General features: G+C 69.5%; 7 protein-coding genes. 4 read left to right on the top strand and 3 right to left on the bottom strand.

Annotated elements, in window-relative coordinates:
* Positions 1-151: 151 nt before the first annotated feature.
* Entirely contained in the window at positions 152-2,311 is a 2,160-nt protein-coding gene (locus ACIRG5_RS03580; protein WP_402899538.1) for a glycosyl hydrolase family 95 catalytic domain-containing protein, read from the top strand.
* Positions 2,312-2,363: 52 nt separating this feature from the next.
* On the opposite strand, the gene ACIRG5_RS03575 is transcribed toward ACIRG5_RS03580, so the two are convergent.
* Both ACIRG5_RS03575 and ACIRG5_RS03570 read right to left on the bottom strand, forming a co-directional pair.
* A complete protein-coding gene (locus ACIRG5_RS03575) occupies positions 2,364-3,656 on the bottom strand; it encodes a jacalin-like lectin (RefSeq protein WP_402899536.1) in 1,293 nt (430 codons plus the stop codon).
* Positions 3,656-5,572 carry a ricin-type beta-trefoil lectin domain protein gene (locus tag ACIRG5_RS03570; protein WP_402899533.1) on the bottom strand — a complete coding sequence of 639 codons (1,917 nt, stop codon included), beginning with the start codon at positions 5,570-5,572 and terminating at the stop codon, positions 3,656-3,658. Before ACIRG5_RS03570 ends, ACIRG5_RS03575 begins: the two co-directional genes overlap by 1 nt.
* 328 nt (positions 5,573-5,900) lie before the next feature.
* Here ACIRG5_RS03570 and ACIRG5_RS03565 point away from each other — a divergent pair, with 328 nt between their 5' ends.
* From ACIRG5_RS03565 to ACIRG5_RS03555, 3 genes are all read left to right on the top strand, one after another.
* Complete coding sequence (locus ACIRG5_RS03565; RefSeq protein ID WP_402899530.1) at positions 5,901-8,162, top strand: cellulase family glycosylhydrolase; 2,262 nt, start codon at positions 5,901-5,903, stop codon at positions 8,160-8,162.
* Positions 8,163-8,301: 139 nt separating this feature from the next.
* Positions 8,302-11,421 (top strand): family 78 glycoside hydrolase catalytic domain, encoded by a 3,120-nt coding sequence (locus ACIRG5_RS03560; protein WP_402899527.1) that lies wholly within the window; start codon positions 8,302-8,304, stop codon positions 11,419-11,421.
* A 114-nt stretch (positions 11,422-11,535) separates the two neighbouring features.
* On the top strand, positions 11,536-12,426 hold the full coding sequence (locus ACIRG5_RS03555; RefSeq protein ID WP_402899524.1) for a lysostaphin resistance A-like protein: 891 nt from the start codon (positions 11,536-11,538) through the stop codon (positions 12,424-12,426).
* Between the two features lie 81 nt (positions 12,427-12,507).
* Here the strand turns inward: ACIRG5_RS03555 and ACIRG5_RS03550 are convergent, their stop codons facing one another.
* Positions 12,508-13,743 carry an SGNH/GDSL hydrolase family protein gene (locus tag ACIRG5_RS03550; protein ID WP_402899521.1) on the bottom strand — a complete coding sequence of 412 codons (1,236 nt, stop codon included), beginning with the start codon at positions 13,741-13,743 and terminating at the stop codon, positions 12,508-12,510.
* Between the last annotated feature and the right edge of the window lie 77 nt (positions 13,744-13,820).

Here is a 13,820-nt window from a genome sequence, read left to right as displayed (position 1 = left end):
GCCGTTCGACGGCAGAGGTGTCGAACGAGTCGAATCAACGCCACCGCCTCCGTCAACCGTCAATGTGAACGTTCACGCGGCCGGTCGTGAACGGAAGACGCGCCCGGTCCGTAGTGTCATCGAAACGCTTCAACACTCGGAGGTGCCCGCGGTGACCCGCCTGTGGTTCGAGGCCCCTGCGGGGGCGTGGGAGGAAGCGTTGCCGCTGGGCAGCGGCAGGCTCGGCGCGATGTGCTTCGGCGGCATCGGCACCGAGCTGGTGCAGCTCAACGACGACCGGCTGTGGACGGGGTCGCCGCTGCCGGAGCCGTCCGGTGATCCGGATCTGGTGGAGCAGGCCCGTTCGCACGTGCTGGCCGGTTCGCCTCGTGCGGCGGAAGAGGTGTTGCGACGCCTTCAGGGGCCTGACACCGCGAAGTACCTGCCGCTGGCCGACGTCCTGCTCGGCGGCGGACCCGAGCAGGCCGAGGCCTACCGCCGTGAGCTCGACCTGCGCACCGGCACGTACTCCGTCTCCTACCGGACCGGGGAGACGGCGGTGCGGCGACAGGCCGTGTGTCATGCGGGCCTGCACGTCCTGGCGCTGCGGGTGACCGGTGCCGGCGTGAGCCCGGTGCTGCGCGGGTCGTTGCCCGGCGAGCACTTCACCTCGGCGGGCGGGATCGTGGGGGTGCGGGGCGTGGTGCCGGGCGGAATGGCCTGGGCGGTGGTCGTGGCGGTGGACGGCGACACGGTCTACGTCACCACCGAGACCGGCTACCGCGGGCCTGGCGCCGCGCCGGTGGACGATCCCGCGGAATGCTCCCGTACAGCGCTTGAACGGGTCGAACAGGCCCGCCGGCTGGGCTGGGGGACGTTCCGCGACCAGGCCGTCCAGGCCCACCAGATGTTGTTCGACCGGGTGAGCCTCCAACTGGGCCCGGTGCCGGACCTGCCGACGGACGAGCGGATCGCGCGGCCCGACCGGGCGTTGCCGGCGTTGCTGTTCCAGTACGGCCGCTACCTGCTGATCACCAGTTCCCGGCCGGGCACGCTGCCCGCGAACCTGCAGGGAATCTGGAACCCGCACACCGATCCGCCGTGGCGCGGCAACTACACGCTCAACATCAACCTGCAGATGAACTACTGGCCGGCCGAGGTCACCGCGTTGCCCGAGTGCCACGAGCCGCTGCTGGAGTTCGTCGAGCAGCTGTCCGGACCCGGTGCGGCGACGGCGAAGGCGCTCTACGGCGCGCCGGGCTGGGTGGCGCACCACAACAGCGACCCGTGGTGCCTCACCACCCCGGTCGGCGACGGCGATGGCGACCCGGCGTGGGCGAACTGGCCGATGGCCGCGGCGTGGCTGTGCCGGCACCTCCTGGACCACTTCGCCTTCACCGGTGACGTCGACTGGCTGCGCGAGCACGCGTGGCCGGTGCTGCGCGGAGCGGCCGAGTTCTGCCTGCACTGGCTGGTCCCGCGCGACGGCGTGCTCACGACGGCGCCGTCGACGTCGCCCGAGAACCACTACCTGGCCGGGGGAGAACCGGTCGCGGCCGGCGTCGGGTCCACCATGGACCTGGCGTTGACGGCGGACCTGTTCGCCGGTCTGGCCGAGGTCGCGGAGGTGCTGGGGCTGCGCGACGACGTGGTGGACGAGGTGCGGAGGATCGAGCTGCCGCCACCGCCGATCGGATCGCACGGCGGGCTGCTGGAGTGGGCCGACGAGGTGCCCGACGCGGAGCCGGACCATCGGCACGTGTCACACCTGTACGGCCTGTACCCCGGTGATCAGATCGATCCCGTGCGCACTCCGGAACTGGCGGAGGCCGCCCGGCGTGCGCTCGTCGCCAGGGGAGACGCGGGCACGGGCTGGTCGCTGGCCTGGAAAGCCGCGCTGTGGGCACGGCTCGGTGACGGCGACCGCGCGCACACGTTGCTCTCGATGGTGCTGACGGAGGCCACGGACGGCAGTCCGCACGGGGGAGGGGTGTACCGCAACCTGCTGTGCGCGCACCCTCCGTTCCAGATCGACGGCAACTTCGGTGCCACCGCCGCGATCGCGGAAATGCTGCTGCAGAGCCACACCGGCGAGCTGCGCCTGCTGCCCGCGCTGCCCTCGGCGTGGCCGACCGGGGTGGTGCGCGGACTGCGGGCACGGGGAGGCGTGGTCGTCGACCTGTGGTGGGACGGAGGGGAGTTGAAAGCGGTCGCGCTGCGAACTCTCCAGGGTGCGAAGACAGTTGTCGTGACGTGCCACGGACATGTGGCGGAAGTGACGATCCAGCCGGACGTTCAGCTGATGCTCTGCGAGAAGCTCGTCCCGCGGTGACCTGACGTCCGCGCCCAGGCACGTGCCCTGGGCGCGGACGTCCTCTCGTCGCTCAGGCGGGCATGAAGATCGCGCCGAGCCGGTCGATCTCGGTGCCCGACCGGCCGGTGAACCCGGCGATGCGCCAGCCCGACGGTGCGGTGACGGTGAGCGTCTCCCCGGTCGGCTGACCCGCCGAGAGCGTGCGCCCCCGGTTGGTGGTGAAGGCGGCCGAGAACACCCGCGTGTGGCCGTTGTACTTGCTCTGGGTCAGTTTCGCGGACACGAAGTGCTCACCCGGTTCGAGCGTGAGGGACGTGGCCGTGCCGCCAGAGCCGCCGTGGGTGAGCGTCGTGCCGTTCGTGAGCGTGGCCGCGATCTGGTCCAACCTGCTGGCACCGCGCAATGTGAGCGTGCGCACGGCTCCCAGGTCGACCGACGCGACGTCGGTGAACGGGCTTCCGTGCGGACCGCCGGCTTCGGCGCTGAGCTTGATGCCGTCGTCGGCCGTCCAGTCGAACCGCGCGGCGATCGGGTAGTGGTCGGACAGCGGTTTGCCCTGTGCGTCCACGAACGCCGCGTTGTCGTTGCGGTAGTCCCGTGCGGTCAGCGTGATCTGCCGGTTGCCCCGGTAGAGGATCTTGTCGACGACCTCGCACGAATCGGTGAGCGCCGCCGGGTCGCACACCAGCGCCGGGCCGCCCGCCGCCGGTGCCTGGCCGCCGCGTTCGAGCTGCACCCACGCGTCGGTGAGACCGTTGGTGCCGGCCAGTTCGCGGATGTTGTCGTCGGCACGGGTGTAGCGGGTGTTGGTGTCTCCCATGACGATGACCGCGTTGCCCGCCGAGTTCGCGGCGATGAAACGGGACAGCTGGGTGATGTTCGACCGGCGCGCGGCGAGGTCCGCGTTCTCGGTACCGGCGTTGGGATGCAGGTTGTAGAGGTCGACGTACACTCCCGCGGCCAGCTCGACCCGTTTGTACGAGAAGCCCTTGGGCGTGAGGCAGTCCGTGCCGTTGCAGGACGACCACTTCGTGCGTTCGAGGTCGCTGTAGGGCCGGTGCGACAGCGTGTTCAGGCCGCTGCCGAACGGGACGCCACCGGTCGTGGGCGTGCGGTGGGCGTGGTTGTCGCCCGCGTACAGCGCCGCGTGGTAGTTGAAGTCCTCCTGGACGTTGACGATGTCGTAGGGCGCGAGACGCGGGCTGATCAACGGGGTGTTCACGGCGGGGTCGCCGGACGACAGCGGCTCCGGCAGGCCTGCCACGTTGTAGGTCAGCACCTCGAAGCTGCCACCGGTGGCGGCGTGGGCCGGTGTGGCGAGCGCCGCCAGCACCACGGGGATCAGGAGCAGGGGTCTGATCATCAGTTGCGCGTCCACTTCTGGTTGGTGGCGCCGTTGCACGTCCACAGGACGAGCTTGGTGCCGTTGGTCGTCGCCGCGTTGTAGGCGTCGAGGCAGAGGCCGGACTGCACACCGGTGATGGTGCCGTCGGCGTTGAGGTTCCACTGCTGGTTGGTGCCACCTGTGCACTCGTAGATGGCCACCTTCGTGCCGTTGGTGGTGCCGTGGTCCCACGCGTCGAGGCACTTGTTGCCGTAGACCACGAGTTCCTTGCGCGCGGTGTGCGTGAACGTCTGCTGCTCGCCGCCGTTGCAGTCCCACAACTGGGCCTGAGTGCCGTTGGTGATGGTGTTGCCGTTGATGTCGGCGCACCGGCCGGACTGCGAGCCGATCACCTCGGTGCCCGCCGTGCCGGGTAGTTCGCGCACCTCGACGGCTGTCACCCCGGTTCCGGACAGCGTCAGGGAGTTGGCTCCCTTCGCCAGGGACACGATCGCGGACACGGTGCCCTTGGGCGTCGGCGGAAGTGCGAGCGTGGTGGGGATCTGGCCGCCGTTGACCTGCAGGGTGGTCTTGCGGGCGACGCGATCGCTGTTGGTGTACTCGAACGTGGCTACCGCCAGCCCGCCGGCACTGGCGGTGATGCCGGTGGCGCCGGAGTTCACGACGGGGTAGGTGGCGGCGCTCGCCTCCGCACCGGCGATGGACAGCAGTACCGCGTCGCCCGCGGGAACCGCGACGCTGTGGCTTCCGTTGGTGATCGGCGTGGCGACGCCGCTCCACAGATCGCGTGCGGCCGCCATCTGGCCGGTCAGGCCGAGATCGGCCAGTCTGACCGTCATGGTTGCCGCCGAGGACGTCCGGTTGAGCAGGGCCACCGCCCTGCGTCCGGTGCCGGACAACACCTTCGCGTAGACCTGCTGGTCGCGGACGTCCTCCGCGACCTCGACGGCGGGCAGCCCGCGCGGGTCCTGGCCCACGGCGAGCACTTCGCGGTTGGTCAGCACCGAGATCGCGTTGTCGTTCATCTTCGTCAGGTCGTTGCCGAGCAGCATCGGCGAACCGCCGGCCGCCCACAGGCTCATGTGCACCCGGCTCGCCGTGGCGGACAGACCGGGCATGCCGATCATCATCATGTCCGGGTCGTTGTAGTAGCCGGTGTGCTGCGCGGTCGGCCGCTGGTTCTTGTCGAAGTTCTCGTGGACCATGCCGATCGACGGCGTCTCGTGCGCGAAGATGATGTCCGTTCCGGTGCGCCACAACGGGGCCATGCCCGGCGCCCAGTTCCATGGGTCGTTCTTGCCCCACTCGCAGATCGACAGCACCAGCTCACGTCCGGTGGTCGCGCTCGCCTTGGCCACGGCGTCGCTGAGCGCCTGATAGGTGCCGGGCGCGTCGAGCTTCTCGACGTCGGCGCCGCACCAGTCGACCTTGACGTAGTCGAAGCCCCAGCGGGAGAACCTCAGCATGTCCTGTTCGTAGTGCCCCTCGCTGCCGGTGCCGGCGTGCGGCGGGCCGGGGGTGGGGAAGTAGTAGCCGCAGCCGTTCTTGCCCGCGTCGGTGTAGATCCCCGCCTTGAGCCCCTTGCTGTGGATGTAGTCGGCGATGGCCTTCATGCCGCCGGGCCACTGGGTCTCGTCGACGGTGATGTCGCCCGCGCCGTCACGGGTGCCCTTCCACCAGCCGGAGTCGATGTTGACGTAGCGGTAGCCGGCGGACGCGAGCCCGGACGACACCAGCGCGTCGGCCTGCGCCTTGATCACGTTGTGGTCGATGTTCTCGAAGAACGTGTTCCACGAGGCCCAGCCCATCGGCGCGGCGGGTACCCGGACCTGGTTCCCGGAGATCGCGGGCCCGGCGGAGGCCGGTGCGCCGCCGATCGCGGTGACGGTGCTCAGGGCGACTATCAGAGCGAGTAGTCGTGTGAACGCTAACATGAAGGGTTGCGACTCGCTTTCCGCTTTTGCAGGGGGATCCGGGGAAAGAGAATTCCGATGGGATGTGAGCGCTGCCATGATCTAGTCGAGAACGGGGGTCGTCAACGGTTCGCCGAATGTTCGCGGTCGATTCGACGAATGCGTTCGACGGTATGACAGAGGCCGTCCGGTCGGACAAATCCGAGGTCAGCCCCGATGTCCGCACCGGACAGGCCCCGCCGGTGGGCCACTCGGCGGTGTCTGCCGGTGATCGGCTGGCTAGTGTCCGAATTCTGGGAGCGCTCCCAGAATTCCCCGAGATCAATCGAACATTTCCCAGGAGGTCGTCGTGACCTTGCGATTTCTTCGAGCGGTGGTGACCGGGCTGCTGCTGGCCGCCTGTGTCGTCATCGCTCCCACCGCGGTGAACGCCGCCGCACCCGCGCGCGTGATGGCGCTCGGCGACTCCATCACCGGCTCCCCGGGGTGCTGGCGGGCGCTGCTGTGGAAACACCTGCAGGACACCGGGCACACCGACGTCGACTTCGTCGGCTCGCTGCCGGCGCCGGGCTGTGGTTTCACCTACGACGGCGACAACGAAGGGCACGGCGGGTTCCTCGCGACGAACATCGTGCGGGACAACCAGCTCCCCGGCTGGCTCTCCTCGGCGCGGCCGGACGTCGTGCTCATGCACCTCGGCACCAACGACGTCTGGAACAACATCCCGGCGAGCACGATCCTCAACGCTTACACCGCGTTGCTCGGCCAGATGCGGGCGAGCAACCCCGCGATCAAGCTGGTCGTCGCCCAGATCATCCCGATGAACCCGTCGAACTGCTCGGCGTGCGGGCAGCGGGTGGCCGACCTGAACGCCGCGATTCCCGGCTGGGCGCGGGCGAACAGCACCACGGCGTCCCCGATCACGGTCGTGGACCAGTGGACCGGGTTCGACACCGCCGCCGACACCGGCGACGGCGTCCACCCCAACAGCACCACCGGCATCCAGAAGATCGAGGCCCGCTGGTACCCGGCTGTCGTGGCGGCACTGCGGTCCCAGCCCGCGGCAGTGGGCCTGCACGTCGAGGGCACGCGGGTCGTCGAGGGCAACGGCGCCACGTTCGTCATGCGCGGCGTGAACCACGCGCACGTCTGGTACCAGAGTCAGACCAGGGCGTTCGCGGACATGAAGTCCTTCGGCACCAACACGGTGCGCGTCGTGCTGGGCAGCGGGCAGCGGTGGGGACCGACTCCGGCGGCGGAGGTCTCCAGTGTCATCTCGTTGTGCAAGCAGAACAAGATGATCTGCGTGCTGGAGGTGCACGACACCACCGGGTTCGGTGAGCAGAGCGGCGCCGCGAGCCTGGACCAGGCTGCTACCTACTGGATCGGCGTGGCCGACGCCTTGAAGGGGCAGGAGAACTACGTCGTCGTCAACCTGGGCAACGAGCCGTTCGGCAACAACGCCTCGGTGAGCGCGACGTGGGCCAGCGCCACGAGCAGCGCGATCAGCAGGCTGCGCGGTGCGGGGTTGCAGCACCTGATCATGGCCGACGCGCCGATGTGGGGCCAGGACTGGGGAAACATCATGCGCGACAACGCGGCCTCGGTGTACAACGCCGATCCGTTGCGCAACACCGTGTTCTCCATCCACATGTACGGCGTCTACGACACCGCGGCCGAGATCAACGCCTACTTCGACGCGTTCCGGACCGCCGGCCTGCCACTGGTGGTGGGGGAGTTCGGGCACAACCACAGCGACGGCGACCCGGACGAGGACACGATCATGGCGCAGGCCCAGTCGCGCGGGCTCGGTTACCTGGGCTGGTCGTGGAGCGGCAACAGCAGCGACGTCGGCTACCTCGACATGACGAACTCCTTCAACCCGGCGAGCCTCACCGCCTGGGGCGAGCGGTTCCTCAACGGCGCCAACGGCGTCCGGCAGACCTCGAAGGAGGCGACGATCTACGGCGGTGGCAACCCCGGCGACACCGTGGCGCCCTCCACGCCGGGCACTCCGGCTGCTTCCAGCGTCACCTCCACGGGCCTCACGCTGAACTGGACGGCGTCGACCGACAACGTCGGCGTCACCGGCTACGAGGTGCTGCGCGCGGTGGGCAACGGTTCGTTCGCCGCGGTCGGCTCGACGGCGACCACCACGTACGCCGACTCCGGTCTCACGCCGTCGACCACCTACCGCTACCAGGTGCGGGCCAAGGACGCCGCCGGCAACGTGTCGGCGAGTTCCGGCATCGTGTCGGCGACGACCGGTGCGGGTGGCGGCACCGGTGCCTGCAAGGTCGGGTACTCCGGCCAGAACTGGGGCGGTGGCAACGGCTTCACGGCCAACGTGACCATCACCAACACGGGCACCTCGGCGGTCGACGGCTGGACGCTGGCCTTCAGCTACGCAGGCGGCCAGAAGGTCACGCTGCCGGGCTGGGGTGCGACGTTCGCCCAGTCGGGCGCCGCCGTCACCGCGACGAACCTGACCTGGAACCGCACGCTGGCGCCGAACGCGTCGGTGGGCATCGGATTCAACGGCACGTACAGCGGGTCGAACCCCGCGCCCACCTCGTTCACCCTCAACGGAAGCACCTGCACGACCGGTTGACGTTTAAACGATTCAACCGGTGATGTCCGATTGCGGACAGCCTGCTCCCGCAGTCCTTGACACTCCGTCCTGCCCACCACACTCTGGCCCTCGACGCCGCGATTGAAACGTTTCATCCAGCGACGAAGGTGGAGACGACGTGCGCAGACGTGAGTTCCTCAGGACTTCGGCCGTCGGGCTGTCCGCGACGGCGCTCCCGGTCGGGGTGGCGCACGCGGGGCCGGAGGAGAAGGCCGGTGGGTTGCGGGTCGTGCGCACGACGGTCGAGTACGCGGAAACGCTGCTGGGCACCGATGTCACGGCACCCCGGCTCGGCTGGGTGCTGGCGGCGGAAGGTACCGGCGCACGGCAGACCGCCTACCAGGTCGAGGTCGGCACCGCTCCCGGACGGTCGGACGTCTGGCAGTCCGGGAAGGTCGGTTCCGACCGCACGGTCGGGGTTCCGTTCGCGGGCAGGGAACTGAAGCCGCGCACGCGGTACCACTGGCGGGTGCGCGTGTGGGACGGCTCCGGCCGGGTGTCGGCGTGGAGCACGACGAACTGGTGGGAGACCGCCCTGCTCGGCACGCCGTGGCAGGCGCGGTGGATCGGTGCCGCGGACACGTCGATCACCTTCGCCGGCGCCTCGTGGATCTGGTCGGCGACGGCGCCGGTGGAGAGCCGGTGGTTCCGGACGTCGATCGACCTTCCCGCGGACGCGGTCGGTGCCAGGCTCGTCGCGACCGCGGACGACGACTTCACGTTGTACGTCAACGGCTCCGAGGTCCTGCACGTCCCGGAACAGGTCGACGTGTGGAAGGTCGGGCAACGCGCCGACGTGACCCGTCTGGCCGTCCGGCGGATCGTGCTGGCCGCCCGTGCCACCAACAGGTCGCCGGGACCGGCCGGACTCCTGCTGCGACTGGTGGTCGATCTGCCCGGCGGTCAGCGCGAGATCGTCACCGGTCCAGGCTGGAAGGTCGCGCAGACCGAGCAACCCGGCTGGCAGACCCCTGACTTCGACGACTCGGCGTGGACCGCGGCGACCGTGCTCGAGCCGTACGGCCAGGGCCCGTGGGGAGCGAACGTCACGGTGAAGGAGCAGCCGGCGCCGTTGCTGCGCAGGGAGTTCGCACTGGCCAAGCCGGTGAAGCGCGCCCGGCTGTACGTCAGCGGTCTCGCCTACCACGAGACCGAGATCAACGGCCGGCGCGTCGGCGACGGGGTGCTGGATCCCGGATTCACCGACTACGACAACACCGTTCTGTACGCGACGCACGACGTCACGAGTCTGGTTCGCAGTGGCCGCAACGCGATCGGCGTGACGCTGGGCCGCGGCTTCTACGGCATGAAGACGCCGAACGTGTGGCGGTGGGAGCGCCCGCCGTGGCACGACGAGCCGAAACTGCTGGCACAGCTGGAGATCGACCACCCGGACGGCACCCGCACGACCATCACGTCGGACGAGGAATGGCGCCTGACCGACGGCCCCACGGTGTCGAACTCGCAGTACACAGGCGAGACCTACGACGCCCGCCTCGCCCCGCGCGACTGGACGAAACCGGGCTTCGGCGACGGCGCGTGGCAGCGCACTTCCGTCAGACCGGCGCCGAAGGGCACGCTGAAGGCCCAGGAGCACGAACCGATCCGCGTGATCGAGTCGGTCACGCCGACTGTGAGCGTGCTCAGGCCCGGGGTGTTCGTCGCTGACATGGGCCGCACGATGTCCGGCTGGACGCAGCTCACCGTCACCGCCCCCGCGGGCACTGTCGTGCGGCTCAAGCACGGCGAGACGCTGAACTCCGATGGCAGCGTTCACATGGAGAACGGGCACGTCACCGGCAACCGCATCCAGCTCGACGAGTACATCTGCGCCGGTGGCGCGGAGACGTGGGAACCGAAGTTCTCCTACAAGGGTTTCCGCTACGTCGAGGTGACCGGACTGACGGCGGCGCCGAAGCTCGTCGGCCGGCTGGTGCACTCGGACGTGTCGCGGGCCAGCACCTTCCGCTGCTCCGAGCCGTTGTTCGAACAGTACGACGCCGCGATGCGCCGCACCGTCGCGAACAACCTGCACGGCATCCCCACCGACACCCCGACCTACGAGAAGAACGGCTGGACCGGCGACGCGCAGGTAGGCGCGCCGTCGATGCTCGCCGAGTTCGGCATGGCGAAGTTCTTCACCAAGTGGCTCGGCGACCTCGCGGACAGCCAGGACGAGGCAGGCCAGCTCCCGGTGATCGTGCCGAGCGGAGGCTGGGGCTACCGCGAACTGGCGCCCGCTCCCGAGTGGACGACCGTGTACCCGTTCGTGCTCAGGGAGATGTACCGGATCTACGGCGACGACCGGCTGCCCGCACAGCACTGGCCGGTGCTCACCCGCTACCTGGACTGGGAGATCGGCAGGCTGCGCGACGGCCTCGCGGTCACCGCGCTCGGCGACTTCCTGCCGCCCGGCTCGGGCGGCATCCCGCCCGAGGACACCCGCCTCACCGCCACCGCGTACCTCTACCGGGCGTTGGTGCACACCGCCGAACTCGGTGACGTGATCGGCAAGCCCGTCCCGCGTTACCGCGAGGTGGCCGCGAACCTGTTGTCGGCGTTCAACAACACGTTCCTGGACGGCTACTACCGCACCGCCAAGGACACCGACTACCGCCAGACGTCCAACGCGATCCCGCTCGCGTTCGGCATGGTGCCCGCCGGCTCCGTCCAGGCGGTCGCGGACAAGCTGGCCGCCGAGGTCCGGGCGAACGGCAACCACGTCAACGTCGGCTGCCTCGGCGCCAGCGTGCTGCTCCAGGCGTTGGGCGACAACGGTCACGCCGACGTCGCGCACGCCATGGCCACCGAGCGGTCGTACCCGAGCTGGGGCCACTGGTTCTCGAACGGCGCCGACACCATGTGGGAGATGTGGGACACCGGCACCCGTTCCCGCAACCACTACTTCAAGGGCACCATCGCGCAATGGCTGTACGAGCACGTGGCCGGTCTGCGGCCGGGCGACGCGGGCTATCGGACGTTCACGGTCCGGCCTGCCGCGACCGCCTTGGCGTGGGCGCGGATGGAGTTCGAGAGCGTGCGCGGCCGCATCAGCGTGGGATGGGCTAAGGTCGACGGCGTGCTGCGCCTGACCGTCGAGGTGCCGGTCGGGTTGACCGCCGAGGTGCACGTGCCGCATTCCAGTGGTGTCGCGGTGGTGAAGGTGCCGCACGGGCGGTGGAGGTTCACCGGGGGAGGGAGCGCCACAGCGGCTGCGACCGCCGAACCGGCTTCCTGAGGCCGCTGTCCCCCGTGAGAGCTACTCCCGAGTGTCCTCTCCGGTGGGATTCGCCCAGGCGCCGATCTTCCTAGTGTTCGCGGTGTTCCCGCAGACGACCAGGAAGTCGGAATCATGGAGCGAAGTGCTTTCCCGGACGACAGTCGTTCAGCCGTCGAGTTGTCCGTGCGCAGGCGCCGGTTGCGCACGTTCAGGTTCCCGGTTCTCTTCGTCTCGCTGTTCGTCGTGATGCTCGCGGTGGTGGGCATCGACACCCTCGTCGCGCCGCTGCCGCTGCTCGCACTGCCGATCGGGATCGGCCTGGCCGCGGCGGGGATCGTCTGCTATCGCAGGCTGTCCCAGGCCGTCGAGGTGCGGGACGACGTGCCGGAACTGGAGTCGCGGGACCGGTGGCGCGGGCTGGGCAGGGGAGCGCTCCTCGGGTTCGGCCTGTTCTGCGCCACGATGCTGGTGATCCTGGTGTTCGGCGGCGTGAACAGGCTGTCCTGGGGCTCCTTCTTCGGTTTCCTGGGCCTCGCGGGAATGATGTCGAGCGTCGCGGTCATGGAGGAGGTGCTGTTCCGCGGGGTGCTCTTCCGCATCCTGGAGGAACGCGCGGGGACCGTGATCTCGCTGGTCGTGTCCTCACTGCTGTTCGGCGCGACGCACCTGGTCAACGTCAACGCGACGCTGTGGGGAGCGCTGGCGATCGGGCTCACCGGCGGCGCCATGCTCGCCTCCGCCTACGTCGTGACGCGGTCGCTGTGGTTCCCGATCGGTCTGCACTTCGCCTGGAACTTCACCCACGCCGGTCTCTTCGGCATCGCGGTGTCCGGGTCGAACGACGTGCCCAACGGACTGCTGCGCACCACCCTGTCCGGTCCGTCAGCGCTCACGGGCGGCACGTTCGGTCCGGAGGCCAGCCTGATCGCGCTCCTGGTCTGCCTCGCGGCCACCGTGCTGCTGCTGCGCCGGGCCGCCCGCGCCGGTCAGATCCGTCCCCGGCCGGCTCGGCGCGGCGAGTAGTGGCCCCGATCGGCCGCATCGCACCCGAGGGCCATTCACGAAGTGCCGTCCGCCCTTTCCTCTGCTCCGGTGGACGATCGACTACCGGAACAGGCGGATCGGTACCGCCTCCGCGAGCATTCGGTAACCGGTCGGGTTCAGGTGCAGGTGATCACCGACGTCCGCGGCGGCAAGGAGTCGCCGCGGATCGGCCGGATCCCGCACGGCGGCGTCGAAGTCGACGACCGCGTCGAATCGGTGGCTCGTGCGGATCCAGCGGTTGACGGTCTGCCTGGCCGACTCGCGCATGCCGCCTGGATCGTCGTAGCCGCTGCCGCCGAACGGAAGCAGCGTGGCGCCGTAGACCTGGATGTCGTGTGCGTGGGCGCGGTCGACGATCTGCTGGTAGGCGGCGATCAGGTCGTCGGACACCTGCTTCTGGGCAGTTTCGTCCGGCGCGGCGGTCCCGATGTCGTTGACGCCCTCGAAGAGGATCAGCCAGCGGACGGCGCTCTGCGCGAGGAGATCGCGGTCCAGCCGGGCGAGCACGCTGGGACCGAGGCCGTCGTTGAGCACGCGGTTGCCGCCCGCGGCCTGGTTGAGGACCGCGATGTCCTTGCCCCGCAACCGGTCGAAGAGCTGGTTGGGCCAGCGGTCGTTGCCGTTGGTGGTCGAGCCGCGGCCGTCGGTCAGCGAGTCGCCGATCACGACCACGCTGGAGGCGCCCGCGCGCACCTCGACGCCGCTGACGAAGTACCAGTGGTCGGTGGGGGTCGCGCCCGGCAGGTCCAGCGAGTCGATGTGATTGCCTGCCAGCAGATACGACGTGGTGCGGGAGCCGGGGTGCGAAGTGATCGACGTGGACGCCTGGCCGCTCGCGAAGTAGGCGGTCACGGTGAGGTTCGTGCCCGGAGCGAGGGTGAAGCCGAGCGGGTCGGACAGAACCAGCGCGCCGACCGGGACGTTCACGGAGGCCCGGCCGCCGAACGTCACCCGCCGGACCGTCCCCGGCTGGACCGCACTGACGCCCGCACGGCCGTCCACCGGCAGTGCGACGGTGACCGCGGTGATCGGCAGCACCGCCCCGCCGAACGCGTTGGAGAACCGCAACCGCATCCGCCGCCCGCCCACCGAGACCTGGAGGGTCTGGCGCAACGTGGCGTCCGCCAGCACGAGGTTGTCCTGGGTGAACGGCGGCGGTGGCATGTTGTGCGGTTCGCACAGCTGGGGCATCGACGTCCACGTGGTGATCCAGCGTTCGCCCCTGGCATCAGCCTGGGCGACGGTGGGGACGAGTGCACCGGTGGCGGCCAAGCCGAGGAACGAACGCCTGCGCATCTCTCACGTTCCTTTCGAGAAGGAGTGAAAAGACGAACCTGCAACGAACCTAGGGCTGCGCGCGAACGAGAGTCAAT

Origin of the sequence: Lentzea sp. NPDC102401 (assembly GCF_044765805.1) — a bacterium.
Lineage (GTDB): Bacteria > Actinomycetota > Actinomycetes > Mycobacteriales > Pseudonocardiaceae > Lentzea > Lentzea sokolovensis.
The sequence above is the reverse complement of the archived record's forward strand: the minus strand, read 5'-3'. Positions and strand labels throughout refer to the sequence as shown.

What these genes read in the sequence shown, in the direction of transcription:
- ACIRG5_RS03575 (WP_402899536.1), bottom strand. Translation starts at nt 3,656, where the DNA reads ATGATCAGACCCCTGCTCCTGATCCCCGTGGTGCTGGCGGCGCTCGCC.
- ACIRG5_RS03570 (WP_402899533.1), bottom strand. Translation starts at nt 5,572, where the DNA reads ATGTTAGCGTTCACACGACTACTCGCTCTGATAGTCGCCCTGAGCACC.
- ACIRG5_RS03555 (WP_402899524.1), top strand. Translation starts at nt 11,536, where the DNA reads ATGGAGCGAAGTGCTTTCCCGGACGACAGTCGTTCAGCCGTCGAGTTG.
- ACIRG5_RS03550 (WP_402899521.1), bottom strand. Translation starts at nt 13,743, where the DNA reads ATGCGCAGGCGTTCGTTCCTCGGCTTGGCCGCCACCGGTGCACTCGTC.